This is a genomic window from Arthrobacter sulfonylureivorans, assembly GCF_022637435.1.
Lineage (GTDB): Bacteria > Actinomycetota > Actinomycetes > Actinomycetales > Micrococcaceae > Crystallibacter > Crystallibacter sulfonylureivorans.
On record NZ_CP093326.1, the window covers coordinates 1745424 to 1763445 of the forward strand.

14 protein-coding genes and 3 tRNA genes are annotated in these 18022 nt (G+C 65.0%); 15 read left to right on the forward strand and 2 right to left on the reverse strand.

Annotated elements, in window-relative coordinates; translation table 11 throughout:
• The first annotated feature begins 89 nt into the window (after window positions 1-89).
• The 7 genes from gltX to MNQ99_RS08345 all read left to right on the forward strand — a co-directional run bounded on the left by gltX (window position 90) and on the right by MNQ99_RS08345 (window position 6640).
• Window positions 90-1589 carry a glutamate--tRNA ligase gene (gltX, locus tag MNQ99_RS08315; protein ID WP_241915087.1) on the forward strand — a complete coding sequence of 500 codons (1500 nt, stop codon included), beginning with the start codon at window positions 90-92 and terminating at the stop codon, window positions 1587-1589.
• A gap of 144 nt (window positions 1590-1733) precedes the next feature.
• Window positions 1734-1805 (forward strand) — tRNA-Gln (locus MNQ99_RS08320).
• A 61-nt stretch (window positions 1806-1866) separates the two neighbouring features.
• Window positions 1867-1939, forward strand: a tRNA-Glu gene (locus tag MNQ99_RS08325).
• Between the two features lie 51 nt (window positions 1940-1990).
• Window positions 1991-2066, forward strand: a tRNA-Glu gene (locus tag MNQ99_RS08330).
• 103 nt (window positions 2067-2169) lie between these two features.
• Window positions 2170-3963 carry a dynamin family protein gene (locus MNQ99_RS08335; protein WP_422387524.1) on the forward strand — a complete coding sequence of 598 codons (1794 nt, stop codon included), beginning with the start codon at window positions 2170-2172 and terminating at the stop codon, window positions 3961-3963.
• Window positions 3960-5570 (forward strand): GTPase, encoded by a 1611-nt coding sequence (locus tag MNQ99_RS08340; protein ID WP_241915088.1) that lies wholly within the window; start codon window positions 3960-3962, stop codon window positions 5568-5570. The genes MNQ99_RS08335 and MNQ99_RS08340 overlap by 4 nt, the downstream gene beginning before the upstream one ends.
• Window positions 5571-5656: 86 nt before the next feature.
• A complete protein-coding gene (locus MNQ99_RS08345; RefSeq protein ID WP_241915307.1) occupies window positions 5657-6640 on the forward strand; it encodes a thiamine-phosphate kinase in 984 nt (327 codons plus the stop codon).
• A gap of 7 nt (window positions 6641-6647) precedes the next feature.
• Here MNQ99_RS08345 and MNQ99_RS08350 read toward each other — a convergent pair whose 3' ends face one another.
• A complete protein-coding gene (locus MNQ99_RS08350; protein ID WP_241915089.1) occupies window positions 6648-7367 on the reverse strand; it encodes an IclR family transcriptional regulator in 720 nt (239 codons plus the stop codon).
• A 148-nt stretch (window positions 7368-7515) separates the two neighbouring features.
• On the opposite strand from MNQ99_RS08350, the gene leuC reads away from it, so the two are divergent.
• The 6 genes from leuC (at window position 7516) to MNQ99_RS08380 (ending at window position 14110) form a co-directional block, all read left to right on the forward strand.
• Complete coding sequence (gene leuC, locus MNQ99_RS08355; protein WP_241915090.1) at window positions 7516-8982, forward strand: 3-isopropylmalate dehydratase large subunit; 1467 nt, start codon at window positions 7516-7518, stop codon at window positions 8980-8982.
• Window positions 8983-8997: 15 nt separating this feature from the next.
• Window positions 8998-9597 (forward strand): 3-isopropylmalate dehydratase small subunit, encoded by a 600-nt coding sequence (gene leuD, locus MNQ99_RS08360; protein ID WP_241915091.1) that lies wholly within the window; start codon window positions 8998-9000, stop codon window positions 9595-9597.
• A gap of 225 nt (window positions 9598-9822) precedes the next feature.
• On the forward strand, window positions 9823-11139 hold the full coding sequence (gene murA, locus MNQ99_RS08365; protein ID WP_241915092.1) for a UDP-N-acetylglucosamine 1-carboxyvinyltransferase: 1317 nt from the start codon (window positions 9823-9825) through the stop codon (window positions 11137-11139).
• 6 nt (window positions 11140-11145) lie between these two features.
• Window positions 11146-11931, forward strand: a complete 786-nt coding sequence (locus MNQ99_RS08370) for a lysophospholipid acyltransferase family protein (protein ID WP_241915093.1) — start codon at window positions 11146-11148, stop codon at window positions 11929-11931.
• On the forward strand, window positions 11928-12962 hold the full coding sequence (locus MNQ99_RS08375; protein ID WP_241915094.1) for an NAD(P)H-dependent glycerol-3-phosphate dehydrogenase: 1035 nt from the start codon (window positions 11928-11930) through the stop codon (window positions 12960-12962). The genes MNQ99_RS08370 and MNQ99_RS08375 overlap by 4 nt, the downstream gene beginning before the upstream one ends.
• A complete protein-coding gene (locus tag MNQ99_RS08380) occupies window positions 12959-14110 on the forward strand; it encodes a D-alanine--D-alanine ligase family protein (RefSeq protein ID WP_241915095.1) in 1152 nt (383 codons plus the stop codon). Before MNQ99_RS08375 ends, MNQ99_RS08380 begins: the two co-directional genes overlap by 4 nt.
• A gap of 78 nt (window positions 14111-14188) precedes the next feature.
• Here MNQ99_RS08380 and MNQ99_RS08385 read toward each other — a convergent pair whose 3' ends face one another.
• Window positions 14189-14668 (reverse strand): DUF3515 domain-containing protein, encoded by a 480-nt coding sequence (locus tag MNQ99_RS08385; protein WP_241915096.1) that lies wholly within the window; start codon window positions 14666-14668, stop codon window positions 14189-14191.
• A 71-nt stretch (window positions 14669-14739) separates the two neighbouring features.
• Between MNQ99_RS08385 and MNQ99_RS08390 the strand changes: the two genes are divergently transcribed.
• Together MNQ99_RS08390 and MNQ99_RS08395 are read left to right on the forward strand one after the other, a co-directional pair.
• Window positions 14740-15789: an LCP family protein gene (locus MNQ99_RS08390; RefSeq protein ID WP_241915097.1), complete on the forward strand. Its 1050-nt coding sequence runs from the start codon at window positions 14740-14742 to the stop codon at window positions 15787-15789.
• Window positions 15790-16676: 887 nt separating this feature from the next.
• Window positions 16677-17864: a glycosyltransferase family 4 protein gene (locus tag MNQ99_RS08395; protein WP_241915098.1), complete on the forward strand. Its 1188-nt coding sequence runs from the start codon at window positions 16677-16679 to the stop codon at window positions 17862-17864.
• Window positions 17865-18022 lie beyond the last annotated feature (158 nt).

Consider the following 18022-nt stretch of genomic DNA (forward strand, 5'->3'; position numbering starts at 1 on the left):
ACTGTTGACAAGTATCCGGGGTCTATGCGGGCCGGGGCAAAACGTGTAATCAACTGAGGCGTGTCCGGCGGACTAAACTGGGTCCCATCATGACTAATGCTGCTGCCATTCCCACTGTCGACGACGAAACCCCTGTCCGCGTACGCTTCTGCCCGTCTCCCACGGGCACCCCGCACGTGGGCCTGATCCGTACCGCGCTGTTCAACTGGGCCTACGCCCGGCACACCGCTGGCACCATGGTGTTCCGGATCGAGGACACCGATGCTGCCCGCGACAGCGAGGAGAGCTACCAGCAGTTGCTGGAGGCCATGAAGTGGCTGGGCATTGACTGGGACGAGGGTGTTGAAGTCGGGGGCCCGCACGAGCCCTACCGGCAGTCCCAGCGAGGCGACATCTACCAGGACGTGATCGCCAAGCTCAAAGAGCGCGGCCATGTCTACGAGTCCTACTCCACCCCGGAGGAGGTCGAGGAGCGGCACCGCGCCGCAGGCCGCGACATCAAGCTCGGCTACGACAACTTCGACCGGCACCTGACGCCGGAGCAGGTCGCTGCCTTCAAGGCAGAAGGCCGCGAGCCGGTGTTGCGGGTGCAGATGCCGGACGAAGACATCACCTTCAACGACCTGGTCCGCGGCGAGATCACCTTCAGGGCCGGCAGCGTCCCGGACTTCGTGGTGGTGCGGGCGAACGGCAAGCCGCTCTACACGCTGGTCAATCCGGTCGACGATGCGCTAATGGGCATCACCCACGTGCTGCGCGGGGAAGATTTGCTCTCTTCGACGCCGCGTCAGATCGCGCTCTACCGGGCCCTGGTGGACATCGGCGTTGCCCGCTACATGCCGCTGTTCGGCCACTTGCCGTACGTGATGGGCGAAGGCAACAAGAAGCTTTCCAAGCGTGATCCGGAATCCAACCTCTTCCTGCATCGCGAACGCGGCTTCATCCGCGAGGGGCTGCTGAACTACCTGTCGCTGTTGGGCTGGTCGCTGTCCGCTGACGAGGACATCTTTACCGTTGACCAGTTGGTGGAGAACTTCGACATCCACGACGTGCTTGCCAATCCTGCCCGGTTTGACCTGAAGAAGGCCGAAGCCATCAACGGCTCGCACGTCCGGCTGCTGGAACCGGGTGACTTCAAGCTCCGGTTGGTTCCTTACCTGCAGCACGCAGGCCTGGTCGGCGAGGTGCTGGCCGAACGCGAGCAGATGATTCTGGCCGATGCCGCCCCGCTGGTCCAGGAGCGCATCACGCTGCTGGGCGAGGCGCCGGAGATGCTCGCTTTCCTGTTCAAGAACGACGACCAGATCGACGTCGCCCAAGACGCCCGTAAGGGGCTGCCGGAGAACCTCACCGAGGCGCTGGATGCCGCGCTGGCGGCGCTGGAGCCGGTCGAGGAGTGGACGGCGGAGAACATCCAGGCGGCGCTGCGTGCGGCCCTGGTGGATGGCCTGGGGCTTAAGCCCAGGCTGGCCTTCGGTCCGGTCCGAACCGCTGTTTCGGGGCGCCGCATCTCTCCGCCGTTGTTCGAGTCCATGGTGATCCTTGGCAAGGAGTCCTCGCTGGCACGGTTGAAGTCGTTCCGCGGCTGAGCATGAATCGGAGCAGCGCACGGTCCAGCCATCCGTTTGCTGCTCGTTTTGCACTTTCGAGCAGGCATCCGGTAAAGTAATTACTCGTGCTGAGGCGCCAAGGAATGGGCAGAAGCCCGTTTCCATCGGCTCCGAAAGTGCCATTGGGATATGGTGTAATTGGCAACACAACGGTTTCTGGTACCGTCATTCTAGGTTCGAGTCCTGGTATCCCAGCGCTACGGCCTCCGCTTTGCGGGGGCTGGATTGTGCGGAGGCAAACTCCAAACAAACCTACGGCCCCATCGTATAGCGGCCTAGTACGCCGCCCTCTCACGGCGGTAACGCGGGTTCGAATCCCGCTGGGGTCACTGTCCGAGCAGGACAAGGCAGCACCGGCCTTTCAACAGTGCAAGCTATGCGGCCCCATCGTATAGCGGCCTAGTACGCCGCCCTCTCACGGCGGTAACGCGGGTTCGAATCCCGCTGGGGTCACCAACAGCCGGTCCCGGACATCATGTCCGGGGCCGGTTTTTTCTGCCAGGAGACGTGCGTCTCGCAGCGGCGATGGTCCGCATGGTCGACCGCTTCTGCTGGCATGATGGGGAGCGTGACCAGCATGTTGCCCGAGGGCCAGGACAGGGGAGCGGTGGACGCCGTCGCGCTCTTGGAAGAAAGCCGCGGCACGCTCGAGTCGTTGGACCTGCCGCTGGACGTGCCGGGCGCCGCCGAGGAACGCGTCGCAATCCGCGCCGCGGTGGCCCAGTTGGACGACTATATTTTGCCCCGCTACCGCAGGCTGGAAGCACCGCTGCTGGCGGTGGTGGGAGGCTCGACAGGCGCCGGTAAGTCAACCTTGGTGAACGCGCTGGCCGGGTATCCGGCGACGCGTGCCGGCGCCATTCGGCCAACCACCCGCCAGCCCGTCCTGCTGCATCATCCGAGCGATGCGGCCTGGTTTAAGGACCGGCGGATCCTGCCGGGCCTGAGCAGGATCACCAGAACACCGCCACACGCCGCGGCCGAGGCGCACGTCGGCGGGGCAGAGCTGACAGCCGAGCCGGCGGGGAGCTCACTGGTGTTGTTGGCGGATCGCAGCATCCCTGCCGGCATTGCGGTGCTCGACGCGCCGGATATCGATTCCATCTCCGACGACAACCGACGGCTGGCCGGACAACTGCTGGCGGCCGCGGACTTATGGATTTTCGTCACCACGGCCAACCGTTACGCGGATGCAGTGCCGTGGGCGCTGCTGCTGGATGCCGCACAACGGGACATCGAGGTCGCGGTCGTCCTGGACCGGGTGCCGGCGGACGTTGAGCTGGAGGTCCGCACCGACTTGGCCGGGCTGCTGCAGCGACAGGGGCTCGCCGCCGCCAAGCTGTTCGTCATCCATGAGTCCGCGCTGGACGGCCAGGGCATGCTGCCGGCCGGTGCCGTGGACCCGATCCGCGCGTGGCTCGAGGAGCTCGCCGCCGATGCTTCCAGCCGTGCCGACATTGCCCGTCGCACGCTCGCTGGGGCCGTGCGCTCGCTGGCCCACACAGTCCGGGCCGGCGCCGTCGCGGCGGACGATCAATACGCTGCCAGCCAGAGGCTCCGCAAGATCGTCGAGAGCGCCTACGAAGCCGCCACCGTCCAAGCCCTCGCGGCAACGCAGGACGGGACGCTGCTGCGCGGCGAGGTGTTGGCCCGGTGGCAGGACTTTGTCGGAACCGGAGAATTTATCCGCGGCATCGAGAGCGGAATAGGCCGGCTGCGGGACCGGATCGGCGCGTTCTTCTCCGGCAAGCCAGCCCCCTCGGTGGTGGTCGAGGCGGCCATCGAGTCCGGGCTTCAGGCCGTCGTCGTCGAGGCCGCGGCCAAGGGGGCGGAGCAATCCGACGCGGGCTGGCGGGTGGATCCGGCAGGACAGGGTCTGCTCGGAGGCGAGGACCTGTCTACTCCCAGCGCCGGATTCTCGGCTGAAGTGGCGCGGGAGATCCGGGCATGGCAGGCGGACCTGCTGGAGCTGATCCGTAGCGAGGGCGAGGACAAGCGGTTCACCGCGCGCATGCTCTCCTTCGGAGTTAACGGGCTCGGGGTGGCCCTGATGGTGGTGATTTTCGCGGCGACCGGCGGACTGACGGGTTTGGAAATCGGCGTGGCCGGCGGCACGGCCGTGGTGGGCCAGAAGCTGCTCGAGGCAGTGTTCGGCGAGGACGCCGTCCGCCGGCTGGCACGCAAGGCCCGTTCCCAGCTCGAGGAGCGCACCCGCAGGCTGATGCACGCTGAGGCGGAGCGCTTCCTCTCCAGAGTCCCGCCGCAGGAGCAGCAAGAAGCCGAGGCGTTCCGCTCACTGGCGGAAAAATTGCACGCTGTCGGTGCCACAACGGAGACGGAGGCACCGGAATGAGCCGGCACCGGGGGAAGCCCGAAGCATCCGTGTTGGAGGCGCGGCTGGAGGCCTTGAACTCGGCTGCCGAACTGGCCGAGGGCGTGCTGCCGAAAGCGGAATTCGCGCCGATCAACGACGTCCTGGAACGCGCCAGCACTCGTCGCTCCTTGTCTGCCGAACATACCGTCGTCGGGTTTTTCGGAGCGACGGGCAGCGGCAAGTCCTCCCTCTTCAACGCCGTATCCGGAACCCATCACGCCACCGTGGCTGCACGTCGTCCGACCACATCGGAAACACTGGCCGGCATTTGGGGAAAGGTCGGCAGTGAGCCGCTGCTGGACTGGCTGCAGGTAGCCCACCGGCACTTTGTTGCCGATGAGTCGCTGGGCGGACATGGCGGCCTGATCCTGCTGGACCTACCCGACTTTGATTCCACCGCCGTCGAGCACCGCGACATTGTGCAGCGGCTCGCCGGGCAAGTGGACGTCTTGGTCTGGGTCTTGGATCCGCAGAAGTATGCCGATGCCGCCGTGCATCACGGATTCCTGCGGCCGCTGGCATCCCACGGGGCGGTGACCCTGGTGGTGCTGAACCAGGTGGACCGGTTGGCAGAGAACCAGCTGCAACCGGTCCTGGCATCGCTCAAGGACATCCTGGTCCAGGACGGGCTGGGCCGGACAGATGTCTATCCTGTCTCCGCCCGGACCGGCGCCGGCATCGACGAGCTCAAGGCGGCGATTACGGCATTCGCCGACCAGCGGCAGGCCGCAACCAACCGGCTCGTCGCCGATGTCCGCAACGCGGCCCACTCGCTTCACGTGCACCTTGGCTCGGAGCCGGCAGGCGTCAGCAAGCCCGCCCGCGCGGAACTAGCCAATCAGCTCGCGCAGGCCGCGGGCGTTGATGCGATCTGCGACGCCGTCGCCACGTCCTACCGTCGCCAGTCGCATGCCCGGACGGGTTGGCCGGTGGTCCGCTGGCTGGGGAAGCTGCGCCGGGATCCGCTCAAACGGCTCAACCTGGACCGCAAAGACGTCAGCCCGATGCTCAATCGCTCGTCGATGCCGGCGCCGGGCCCGGCGCAACAGGCGCAGGCTGACAAGGCGGTCCGGCAGTTCGCCGACCGAGCCGGCGAAGGAGCCAGCGCCCCGTGGCGCGCGGCCATCCGCCGGTCCGCACGGTCCGCAGAGGACACGCTCCCCGACGACTTGGACCAAGCCCTGGCGCGCACCGATCTGCGCTCTGACCGGGCGTCCTGGTGGTGGCCCGTCTTCGGCGTGATTCAATGGTGCGCCTTAGCGGCGGCCTTGGCCGGAGCGCTCTGGCTGCTGGGCATCGCGGCGCTGGGATACTTCCAGTTCCCGGTGCCGGAAACACCAAGGGTGGAGGGCTTCCCCGTGCCCACCTTGTTGCTGGCCGCCGGGATTCTCGCCGGGGTGCTGCTGGCGCTGGCATCCGGTCTGATATCGCGTCTGGTCGCCACATCCAGGGCAGCGAAGGCACGACGGCGGCTGCATGCCTCCGTGGCGCAGGTGGCGGAAGAGCGGATCGTCCAGCCTGTGGAAAAGGCGGTCGCCGTGTACAAGGAATTCCGCCAGGCGGTAGCGGCGGCGGCCGGAGAATGACGCCGTCGGAAAACTGTGTGACCCGTGCGAAGTTCGGCGCGGCCCGGTGATGACAAGGGAGAACTGCAAGATTGGCCGATGAACTGATGATCAATGACCTGGATGAGGGATCCCTGCTGGAGAGGATCTTTCCGCGCCTTGGCCCCGCCAACGTCCCGGTCGGCCCCGGCGACGATGCTGCCGTTATCGACGCACCGGATGCCCGGACCGTCATTTCGATCGACACGTTGGTCCAGGACCAGGACTTCCGGCTCGAGTGGCCGTCGGGATACCGGACGACCGGCTACGACGTCGGTTGGAAATCCGTGGCGCAAAACCTCTCGGACATCAACGCCATGGGGGCAGTGCCCACGTCTTTAGTCATCAGCCTCACCCTGCCTGGGTCGACGCCGGTGGCGTGGGTTGAGGATCTGGCCGACGGGGTGGCCGCGGCGATCCGGAAACTTGGCGCGGACCGGTGCTCCGTCGTCGGCGGCGATCTGGGCCGGGGCGATGCGCTGGTCGTCACGGCCGCCGTCACCGGCGATCTGGAAGGCCGCTTTCCGGTGCTCCGCAGCGGTGCGCGCCCCGGGGACATCGTGGCCGTGGCCGGGACGCTGGGGAAGGCGGCGGCTGGACTGTGCCTGCTCGATAGCAAGCACCCTATCGCCGAGGCCAGAGCTTCGCTGCAGGCGCTGGCGAACATTCAGTCCCGGCCCGAGCCTCCACTGCATGCAGGCCCGGCGGCCGCCAAGGCAGGCGCCACCGCCATGATGGACATTTCGGACGGATTGCTCCGCGACGCCGCCCGGCTGGCCCGCGCTAGCGCCGTCTCGGTGGACCTGTTCGCGGCAGCGCTGCAGGACTTTGTTGAACCGCTGGGCGAGGCAGCGGCCCTGCTGGGAGCCGACCCGATGGAATGGGTGCTCGGCGGCGGAGAAGACCATGGCCTGCTGTGCACCTTCCCGGCAGCTGAGGCCCTACCGGACGGATTCGTGGCCGTCGGGGCGGTCCGTGAAAGCGGGTCGGCTCCGGCGACGCTGGACGGCGCCGCCGTTCAGGCCATTGGGTGGGACCACTTCGGCGGTTGAACGGCTGCTAGTCGTTGGTCTTTCGCAGGGCCTCGGTGAGTTGTGCGGCGGCGTTGCAGACTACCTCGGCATGCAGCCGGCCGGGCTGACGGGTGAGCCGCTCGATCGGGCCGGAAATGGAAACAGCGGCGATGACGCGCCCCGATGGTCCGCGGACCGGCGCCGAGACCGACGCCACTCCGGGTTCGCGTTCGCCGAGGCTTTGGCCCCAGCCGCGGCGGCGCACACCGGCGAGGACCGTCGGGGTGAAGCGCGCGCCATGCAGGCCTTCCAGCAGCCGTTCGTGGTCTTCCCACGCCAACAGGACCTGGGCGGCGGAACCGGCCTTCATGGAAAGCTGCGTCCCCACCGGAATGGTGTCCCGCAGGCCAATCGGCCGCTCCGCCGAGGCCACGCAGACACGCGCGTCGCCCTGCCGGCGGAAGACCTGCGCGCTTTCGCCCGTGGCGTCGCGAAGATTCATCAGGACCGGGCCCGCCGCCGCAATGAGGCGGTCTTCGCCTGCAGCGGCGGCCAGTTCCACCAACCGGCTGCCCAACACGAACCTGCCCTGCATGTCCCGGCTGACCAGCCGGTGGTGGACCAAGGCCAAGGCAAGCCGATGAGCGGTTGGCCGGGCCAGGCCGGTGGCGGCCACCAACTGGGCCAGGGAAGTAGGGCCGGCCTCGAGGGTGTCGAGCACCATGGCCGCTTTGTCGATGACACCGACACCACTAGGATTGTCCATAGAATGATACTTGCATCTCACTATTTGAGATGCAAGTCGTTACAGTGGCGGGATCCGAGCCCGTACTGGAAGAGTTGAATCACACACTTGAAGCAGGTCTCCCGCTGGGAGGCACCACCTGCGTTGGTAATGATGGAGGGATCTGGCCATGGCCGGTACTACTGCGGGCAGGACGCTCGCCGAAAAGGTCTGGGAGGCGCACGTGGTGCGCCGCGGCGACGGGGAAGGTGCAGCCCGCCAGCCCGACCTCCTCTTCATCGACCTTCACCTGGTGCACGAAGTCACTTCCCCGCAGGCCTTTGAGGGCCTGCGACTGGCGGGACGCAAGCTGCGTCGGCCGGATCTGACCATCGCCACCGAGGACCACAACACTCCCACACTGGACATCGACAAGCCGATTGCCGACCTGACCAGCCGGACCCAGATCGAGACGCTGCGCACCAATTGCCGGGAATTCGGCGTTCGCCTGCACTCGCTCGGGGATGCCGAGCAGGGGATTGTGCACGTAGTGGGTCCCCAGCTTGGGCTCACCCAGCCGGGCATGACGGTGGTGTGCGGCGACTCCCATACCTCCACGCACGGTGCATTCGGCGCGCTGGCCTTCGGCATCGGCACCTCCGAGGTGGAACACGTCATGGCCACCCAGACGCTTTCGCTGAAGCCGTTCAAGACGATGGCGATCAACGTCGAGGGCACGCTGCGTCCCGGGGTCACGGCCAAGGACATCATTCTGGCCGTCATCGCCAAGATCGGCACCGGCGGCGGGCAGGGCTACGTGCTCGAATACCGTGGCTCCGCCATCCGCGCGCTGAGCATGGAAGCCCGGATGACCATCTGCAACATGTCCATCGAAGCTGGCGCCCGGGCCGGCATGGTGGCGCCGGACCAGACCACCTTCGAGTACCTCAAGGGACGTCCGCACGCCCCGGAAGGCGCCGACTGGGATGCCGCCGTCGAGTATTGGCAGACTCTGCACACGGAGGACGACGCCGAATTCGACGCCGAAGTCTTCCTGGACGCCAACACGCTGGAGCCTTTCGTCACCTGGGGCACCAACCCCGGGCAGGGTGTTTCCCTGTCCGAGTCGGTGCCGTCGCCTGACGACTTTGCCGACGAGAACGCCAAGGCTGCGGCGGAACGCGCGCTGGCCTACATGGGGCTCGAAGCGGGCACTCCGATGAAGGAGATCCCGGTGGACACCGTCTTCCTGGGCTCCTGCACCAACAGCCGAATCGAGGACCTGCGCATCGCCGCGGACATCATCCGCGGCCGGCAGAAGGCGCCGAACGTGCGCATGCTGGTGGTTCCCGGCTCGGCGCGCGTCCGGCTCGAAGCCGAAGCCGAAGGGCTGGACCAGGTATTCAAGGAGTTCGGTGCCGAGTGGCGGTTCGCCGGCTGCTCCATGTGCCTGGGCATGAACCCGGACCAGCTGGCTCCGGGGGAGCGCTGCGCCTCCACGTCCAACCGCAACTTCGAAGGCCGGCAAGGCAAGGGCGGCCGGACCCATCTGGTCTCGCCGGTCGTTGCTGCCGCCACCGCGGTGCGCGGCACTCTGAGCTCGCCCTCGGATCTGGACCCAGTCACTAACGACGCCGCCACGCGGTCTGCTGCCTAAGGAGCCTGAAGCACCATGGAGAAGTTCACCACCCATACGGGCATCGGCGTTCCCTTGCGGCAGTCCAACGTGGATACCGACCAGATCATCCCGGCGGTGTACCTCAAGCGGATCACCCGGACCGGCTTCGAAGATGCCCTGTTCGCCGGCTGGCGCAAGAACGACGATTTCATCCTGAATCAAGAGCCGTTCAACCGCGGTTCCGTCCTGGTGGCCGGCCCCGACTTCGGCACCGGTTCCTCGCGCGAACACGCTGTCTGGGCCCTGAAGGACTACGGGTTCCGCGTAGTGCTCTCGTCCCGGTTTGCCGACATCTTCCGCGGGAACTCCGGGAAGCAGGGCCTGCTGGCGGCCGAGGTGGCGCAGGATGACATCGAGCTGATCTGGAAGGAACTCGAGAACCACCCGGGCACCGAAATCACCGTTGACCTGGATGCGAAAACCGTCATTTGCGGAACCATCACCGCTCCGTTCGAGATCGACGACTACACCCGCTGGCGGTTGCTCGAAGGCCTGGACGACATCGGCCTGACCCTCCACCATGAGGCGGAAATCACCTCCTACGAGGCCACCCGGCCGTCGTGGAAGCCGAAAACGCTTCCCGTCAAGGTCTGACCGCAGGCATCCTGCACCGGATCGGCGCCCTTGAGGGAACTGGAATAGTTCCCTCGAGGGCGCCGATTTGCGTGAATGGCCCGCCCTATGTAAGTCAGCGGCCGGCGCGCAGAAAGGCACGGGACGCGCGGTCCGTTTATTTCGGAATGGTCACGGATTGCCAATATGCTTAGCTGAGCCCTAGGCCCAGTCCGGCGTTAAACTAGCTTGAGGAAACAGGTATTCATGGCAAGTGTTTTGACCATTCGTGGTGGCGTACCCCTGACGGGAAAGGTGCCCGTCCGTGGTGCCAAGAACCTGGTTCCCAAAGCGATGGTCGCCTCCTTGCTCGGCAGCGATGCCTCCGTCCTGAGGAATGTGCCGGAGATCAGGGACGTGGAGATCGTCACCAGCCTGCTGCGCCTGCACGGCGTGGAGCTTTCCAAAGACCCGGTGACCGGTGATCTGACGCTGGATCCTACGAACGTCAAGACGGCCCAGATGAAGGACATCGACGCGCACGCCGGTGATTCCCGCATCCCGATCCTCTTCTGCGGCCCACTGATCCACGCCATCGGCGAAGCTTTCATCCCCGATCTGGGCGGCTGCCGCATCGGCGACCGTCCCATCGACTACCACCTCGACGTGCTGCGCCAGTTCGGTGCCATCGTGGACAAGCGTCCCGGTGGCATCTCCATCTCGGCACCCAGGGGATTGAAAGGTGCCAAGCTGACGCTGCCGTATCCCAGCGTCGGGGCCACCGAACAGGTTCTGCTGACGGCAACCAGGGCAGAGGGGATCACGGAACTCAGCGGGGCTGCCATCGAGCCGGAGATCATGGACCTGATCGCCGTGCTGCAGAAGATGGGCGCCATCATCTCCGTCCAGACGGACCGCGTCATACGCATCGAGGGCGTGCCGGAACTGATTGGTTTCAACCATCGTGCTCTGCCCGACCGCAATGAGGCGGCCTCCTGGGCATCGGCCGCGCTGGTCACGAAGGGGGACATCTACGTCGAAGGCGCTAACCAGGGCGATCTCACCGCTTTCCTGAACACCTACCGCAAGATCGGTGGGGCCTTCGATATCGACGACGACGGCATCCGGTTCTACCACCCCGGCGGGAGCCTGTCGCCGTTGGTGCTCGAGACCGACGTGCACCCCGGGTTCATGACGGACTGGCAGCAGCCTCTGGTGGTTGCCCTGACCCAGGCGGAAGGCGTCTCGATTGTGCACGAGACGGTCTACGAGAACCGGTTCGGCTTTACCGAAGCCTTGATCCGGATGGGGGCGAACATCCAGGTGCACCGCGAATGCCTCGGCAGCATTCCGTGCCGTTTCGGCCAGCGGAATTTCCTGCATTCTGCCGTCATCTCCGGGCCCACTCAGCTCTCGGGTGCGGAGATCGACATTCCGGACCTGCGCGGCGGATTCAGCCACTTGATCGCCGCACTGGCTGCCACCGGAACCTCCCGGGTCACCGGTATCGAACTCATCAATCGCGGCTACGAGCACTTCCAGTCAAAACTGGAAGGCCTCGGCGCGGACTTCGACGTCGAGTAGGCAGCGATGGGAGCAGGTACCAAAGAGCGTGTGGTCATCGGTATCCTGGCCGGCATAGTCCGGCCGGCCTTGAACCTGGTCTTGCGGCGGAACTGGGCAGGAACCGAAAATTTCCCCAGCAACCAGGGAATTATCGTCTGTCCGAACCACAACACGGAGATTGATCCGCTGGTAGTGGGCCACTATGTCTACAACCAAGGCATCCTGCCGCATTTTCTGGCCAAGGCCTCGCTGTTCAAGATTCCGGTGGTGGGTCAGCTGTTGTCCGGGGCCCGCCAGATTCCGGTCGAACGGAGCAGCTCGGGCGCCAACCGCTCCCTGGAAATCTCCCGCGACGTGCTGGATGAAGGCGGCGCCGTCATCATCTATCCGGAAGGCACGCTGACGCGTGATCCGAATCTGTGGCCCATGCGCGGGCATACGGGGGCAGCCCGGCTCGCCTTGCAGACCGGAGCGCCTGTCATTCCGGTGGCACATTGGGGCGCCAACGACTTGCTGCCCCGTTATGCCAAGAAACCGAGTCTTTTCCCGCGCAAGACGGCCCATGTGGTGGCCGGTGCACCGGTCGACCTGTCGGAGTTCGGTGGGATGCCGATCACCAAGACGGTGCTCGACGCCGCAACGAATAGGATTATGGACAGCATCACTGCGCTGCTGGCCGAGCTGCGCGGCGAAGAACCCCCTGCTGTGCGCTGGGATCCTTCTGCTCACGGGCAGAAATCGACCGGCCGGGACTTCGGCGCCGGACCTGCGGTGCACACGGAAGAATTACCGCCAGAGGAGAAGTTGTGACCGAACGCCCCGACCTGCCTGCAACCATTGCAGTACTCGGAGCAGGAAGCTGGGGCACTACCTTCGCCAAGGTAGTTGCTGACGCACACCCCGAGGTCCAAGTTCGGCTGTGGGCGCGGCGCCCCGAGGTGGCGGAGGAAATCAACACCCACCACCGGAATGCGAAGTACCTCAAGGACATTGTCCTGCCCGGCAACGTGGTTGCGTCCGCGGATGTGGCCGACGTCGTGGTGGACGCACCGCTGGTCGTGCTGGCCGTGCCGGCCCAGACCCTCCGGCCGCAGCTGGCTTCCTGGAAACCGTTGCTGGATCCGGAGGCAGTGGTGGTTTCGCTCATGAAGGGGTTGGAGCGTGGCAGCGACGCACGCATGAGCGAAGTAATCAAGGAAGAGCTGGGGCTGTCCGACGACCGCGTGGCAGTCATTTCCGGCCCCAACCTGGCCATGGAGATCGCGCGCAAGGAACCAACCGCGTCCGTGGTGGCCTGCACGGATGAAGATGTGGCGCAGTGGATTGCCAGGCTCTGCACCGCCGCTTATTTCCGCCCGTATACCAATCCCGACGTCACCGGGGTTGAGATCGGCGGAATTGTCAAGAACGTCATTGCCTTGTGCGTGGGCATTTGCGACGGCAAGGGCATGGGCGACAACACCAAGGCCACGGTCATCACGCGCGGACTCGCGGAGACCACCCGGCTCACCCTCGCCTTGGGCGGAGACGTGCAGACCATGGCCGGACTGGCCGGGCTGGGCGACCTCGTCGCCACCTGCTCGTCGCCGCTGTCGCGCAACCATACCGCCGGCCGCTTGCTGGGCGAGGGGCTGACGCTTGATGAAGTGTCCGAACAGATGACCCAGACGGCCGAAGGCATCAAGTCCGGCCGTGCGGTGTTGGATCTGGCCACCAAGCTCGGTGTCGACATGCCGATTACCGAGGCCGTGGTGGCCGTTCTCGAGGGGGAGATCGCCGTCGAGGAACTGGCCCCACGGCTTTTGGCCCGTGAACTCAAGTCCGAAGGTGAGCTGCAGTGAACCACGAATCCAGCCCGGCCGCGCCGGCGCCAACAGCCGGCCGAAAGCCCCGCGTCGCGGTACTTTTCGGCGGACGCTCCAGCGAACATTCGGTCAGCTGCGTCACCGCCGCCGGCGTCCTGGGCGCCATCGACAAGGACAAGTACGACGTCGTTCCCATCGGTATAGCGCGCAACGGCCAGTGGGTGCAGGTCGCCGATGATCCGGCCCAATGGTCGCTGGCCTCCGGAGCCATGCCGGAGATTACCGCGTCCGCTGAACCGGTCATGTTGACCAGCCGCGACACCGCTCCTGAGCTGGTCGTGGCTCCGGCTGCGCAGGTTCCGCAGAGCCTGGGCAACGTGGACGTGGTGCTGCCGCTGCTGCATGGACCGTTCGGTGAAGATGGGACTCTGCAGGGGTTGCTGGAGATGGCTGACGTGCGCTACGTCGGCGCCGGCGTGCTGGCCTCTGCAGTGGGGATGGACAAACACTTCATGAAGGTGGTCTTCGAATCGGCCGGCCTCTCCGTGGGCCCCTACGCGGTCATCACCGATCGCCAGTGGCAGCAGGACGCCGAAGCTGCGCTCCAGCGGGCGGCCTCGCTTCAGTTCCCGGTCTTCGTCAAGCCCGCCCGCGCCGGATCATCGATGGGGATTACCCGCGTGACCCAACCGTCGGGGTTACGGTCCGCTATCGAAGCGGCGCGCGAACACGATCCCAAGGTGGTGGTGGAGGCCGGCATCAACGGCCGGGAAATCGAAGTCGCCGTGCTTCAGGGCCGTGGCACCGAACCGACCCGCGCCAGCCTGCCGGGAGAGATTGCGGTACAGCCCGGGGAGCACCAGTTCTACGACTTCGAAGCGAAGTACATCGATGGGGCGGCTGCCGCGCTGAGCTGTCCGGCAGATCTGCCGGCGGACGCCACGGAAAAGGTTCGGGAGCTTGCAGCCCTGGCGTTTGACGCACTCGGGGGAGAGGGCCTCTCGCGGGTGGACTTCTTCTACACGCCCGACGGCGAACTGATCATCAACGAGATCAATACCATGCCGGGCTTCACGCCCATCAGCATGTACCCGCAGATGTGGGCCAAGTCGGGACTGCCTTACACCGAGCTGATCGACGAACTGTTGTTCCTGGCGCTCAACCGCAAGACCGGCCTCCGCTAGCCGTCGAAGGCGCATAAGTCGATGGTCGACCAAAGGCGCTTGCGCCTGCGTGGAGACCCGTGGAGACCTACAGCGGACCTACAACGTGTCCGAGATGCTAAGGCACTTGCGTTCCTGCGGAATCTCCGAGGCGGCCGCGGACAGATCCATCAGTACGGAACTCTCCGCCACGTCGTCGGGCTTGAAAATCAGTTCCGTGGCCGGCGTGCGCCCGTACGTCGTCGCCGTCCAATAGCCGTTCTCACCCTCGCGCAGCACCCAATCCACGTCATTGACGGAAACACACTGATCCGTCGTCGGACCCGGCACCTGCACGCCGCAGCGAAGGATTACCTGGGACGGGTCCCCCCAGGCAGCGGTGGCCTGGCTGCTGGTCTCGCGGCGCGGGAAATCGGCCACGTATTGGGGCAGGATCACCATCATCGGGGCACAGCCTGCATTTGCCGCATCAGGGGCCGCATCGACGGTGACGACCGGTGAACATGCGGAGACCAGCGAGATGGTGGCTAGCCCTAACAGCCCAACAGAGGTACGGCGTGGCGAAATGAAGCGCGGCATATTTTCAGTTTACGGTTGACGCAGGCAATGAGGCTAAAATGAACAGGTTGCCTAAGCTGGAAGGTCATGCTGTGACTGAAAACTCACACTTCCCGGAGTTCGATTCCGGTCGCCGAATGCGCCAACGCCGGAAAAAGAACCGCCCGGTATTGGTAACGATGCTTACTCTGTTGGGCCTGGTACTTGTCGCAGCGATCGTAGCGGGTATGTATGTCATGAACCTCGCGAACACCTTCAACTCAAAGTCGCAGACTATTGAAAAGGCCTTTCCGGCACCCGAAAAGCGTCCGCAGAAAAACGACGATGGGTCAATGAACATCCTGCTGATGGGCTCCGACAGTCGTAACGGCAGTGACGAGAATCTGGTCGAAAGCTCCGATGGCAGCCGGTCGGACACCATGATGCTGATGCACATTCCGGGCAATAGGGATTCCGTGTACGTCATGTCCATCATGCGGGACACCTGGACCGAGATCCCCGGTTACGGCGAGCACAAAATCAATGCGGCAGCCGCTTTCGGGGGAGTGCCTCTGACGGTCGAAACGGTGGAAGGTCTCTTCGACACCCGGGTAGACCACGTAGCCATCATCGACTTCTCCGGATTTAAAGCTTTGACTGATGCCCTGGATGGCGTCAAGATCAACAACCCCATCGCGTTCCAGTCCAGTGGCTCGATGGGTGAAGCCTTCCCGCAGGGCGTGCAGACACTCAATGGCGAGTCGGCACTTAAATTTGTCCGTGAGCGCAAGGCCTTCAGCGATGGCGATTACCAGCGGGTGAAGAATCAGCAGCTGTTCGTCAAGGCCATCATGTCCCGCTTCCTGACAGCCGATACCCTGACCAATCCGGGGCGGATCGCCGACGTTGTGAGTGACTTCTCGCCGTACATCAGCGTTGACTCCGGGTTTGACGCCGGAACCGCCGGATCCCTCGGCGTCAGCCTCCGGAATATTCGAACGCCGGACGTGCACATGTTCACGCTGCCGACGAACGGCACCGGAACGTCCGCGGATGGACAGTCGATCGTGGTCAAGGACGAAGCAGCGATCGCCGAGATCACCGAGGCTCTAAAGTCTGATTCGATGGACGATTACTGGGCGACCTCCGAAGCCGCGGGTTAGGATCCGGAGTGAAACTCGTGAGTACCTTGGCGGCAGCATTGCTTGTTGCCCTCTTGCTGTCGGGGGGAGCCGTGACGGAGGCTGCCGCGTCGGATCTCACCGTGGCGCTACCCATCGTTCAGAACCAGCCGGTGACGAATGAGCAGCCAGTGGTGCCGGAAGCGCCAGAGCCTGTGACCCCAGGTCCGTCAGCTCCGCCGAGTCCGGAACCCACAGTGGAACCAGAGCCAGCACCCGAACCGGCTCCCCAGGACCCGAAGCCCGTTGAGACTCCGCCGGCGGAACAAGACCCCGCCCCAGTCCAGGAGACAGATCCCGGACCCGCGATCGATCCGGTCACGGGATACTACCTCGATCCGGTCTACGGCTTGCCCATCCACCCCTCCACCGGGTACTTGATGCACCCGGCCACAGGGCTGTTGTACGTGCCAGACACGGATTACCTTATGGATCCTGTCACGGGGGAGTACTTTGACCGGTACACCCTTCTCCCGGTAGAAGGTACAAAGACTCCCGAACCCAAACCAGAGAAATCTGAGCAGCCCAAAAAGGGCAAGGAGTCTACGTCCGATGCCAGCCCGGAGCCGACATCCGAACCTACTCCGTCTTCAACGGCGGAACCAGTGGCGTTGGGCGAGGGTCCGCTGGCCGCGCAGGAGGAAAGGGCCTCTAGCGTCGGTTCATCCCCCCTCCTGCGTGCCGGGGTCGCGGCGGGCTTGATCGCCATCGGGCTTTTCTACTACCTCCGGTTGCGGAGCAGTCGCAAGCCAACACTGCAACAGGGCACCCGTCCGGGCGCCTAGTCCTGTCCCTGCACACCCAGTCTCAAATTTTAGGGGGAGCTCTACGTGCGGATCATGCTCTTGACCCATTCATACACACCGGAAGTGAGCCCGCCGCAACGTCGTTGGTCCCAGTTCATTACCCATTTCCGTCAGCGCGGCTGGGAGGTGGATGTTGTCACGCCGATCGCCCACTTGCCTGAAGGCCGCCGAACCCTGCCCAAGGACCAGGCGGGCCGGGCCTTCCGCCGGCACACCGGTGCCCACGGCGAACGGATCCGCAGGGTGCCCTTCCTGCCCCACCGGGCCACCCGGCTGGGCAGGCTTGCCAACCATGCCTTTTCCGCAGCCTGCAGCATTCCTGCTGCCATCATGGGACCCAGGCCCGATGTACTCATTGTGACGGTCCCGAGCCTGCCCATTCTTGGCGCTGCCTACGTGATCGGGAAACTGCTGAAGGCCCCGTTGGTCGTGGACATGCGGGACGCTTGGCCGGACATCGCCCGCGACGCCCGACTCGTCCAGGGCAGCGCCAAGAGCCTTGTCGAGAAGGCCATCATCGCCATCCAAGACCGTGCGGATCTGGTTGTCACCGTGACTTACGGCTTTGCCGAGACGCTTCGTGAACGCGGTTTAAAGAACGTGGCCACGGTCACCAATGGGGTGGATCTGGAGTTCATCGAGGAACTGCCACCTCGGTCTACAGAACCGTCCCGCCTGGAAGTGGTCTACCTCGGCAATCACGGGGAGAGCCAGCGGTTGGAAGTGGTGGTCCGAGCTGCCGCCTTGCTGGGGGACAAGGTCCAACTCACCATGGTGGGGCACGGTGTTGAGCGCAGCCACCTGATGAATCTGGCCACCGAGCTGGACGCCCCGGTAGAGTTCCATCCACCTGCCAACCGGACCGCGGTGATGGAGTACTACCGCCGCGCGGACACGTGCGTAGTGTCTCTTCGCGATGACTGGAAGTCTTTTGAAACCACCATCCCCTCCAAGACCTTTGAAGTGTTGGCTCTCGGCCGGCACGTTACGGGTATTGTCCTTGGCGAGGCCAGGCAGATCCTAGAGGACTCCGGTACGGGCGACGTTGTTCCGGCGCAGCCGGAGGCCGTGGCCCAACTGTGGCGGGACCTTTTGGATGACCGCTCCCGTCTGCAAACCAACGGCTCCGGCCGCGACTGGTTGCGGAACAACGCCAACGTTCCCACGCTCGCGGCCTCTTACATGGAACTGCTCGAAAGCGTAGCCGCGCCAACCGTGGGCACAACAACCGCGATGCTGGGCGCCCGATGACTGTTCGGCAGTTGCTGGGCAATGCCCGCTTGGCTGCGGCCACCGTCCGCCAGCACTTGGGCGATGATCCTATGGTCCTCGCTCTCCAGATCTCACGGCGGCTGCCAGCCCGGCTGGTGCAGCCGCTGGCCCGGCGGGCCGCCCGTACACATGGCAGG

Bases quoted from the DNA above. Each gene is read 5' to 3' on its own strand.
- gltX (WP_241915087.1), top strand. From the start codon at position 90: ATGACTAATGCTGCTGCCATTCCCACTGTCGACGACGAAACCCCTGTC.
- MNQ99_RS08335 (WP_422387524.1), top strand. From the start codon at position 2,170: ATGGGGAGCGTGACCAGCATGTTGCCCGAGGGCCAGGACAGGGGAGCG.
- MNQ99_RS08340 (WP_241915088.1), top strand. From the start codon at position 3,960: ATGAGCCGGCACCGGGGGAAGCCCGAAGCATCCGTGTTGGAGGCGCGG.
- MNQ99_RS08345 (WP_241915307.1), top strand. From the start codon at position 5,657: ATGATCAATGACCTGGATGAGGGATCCCTGCTGGAGAGGATCTTTCCG.
- MNQ99_RS08350 (WP_241915089.1), bottom strand. From the start codon at position 7,367: ATGGACAATCCTAGTGGTGTCGGTGTCATCGACAAAGCGGCCATGGTG.
- leuC (WP_241915090.1), top strand. From the start codon at position 7,516: ATGGCCGGTACTACTGCGGGCAGGACGCTCGCCGAAAAGGTCTGGGAG.
- leuD (WP_241915091.1), top strand. From the start codon at position 8,998: ATGGAGAAGTTCACCACCCATACGGGCATCGGCGTTCCCTTGCGGCAG.
- murA (WP_241915092.1), top strand. From the start codon at position 9,823: ATGGCAAGTGTTTTGACCATTCGTGGTGGCGTACCCCTGACGGGAAAG.
- MNQ99_RS08370 (WP_241915093.1), top strand. From the start codon at position 11,146: ATGGGAGCAGGTACCAAAGAGCGTGTGGTCATCGGTATCCTGGCCGGC.
- MNQ99_RS08385 (WP_241915096.1), bottom strand. From the start codon at position 14,668: ATGCCGCGCTTCATTTCGCCACGCCGTACCTCTGTTGGGCTGTTAGGG.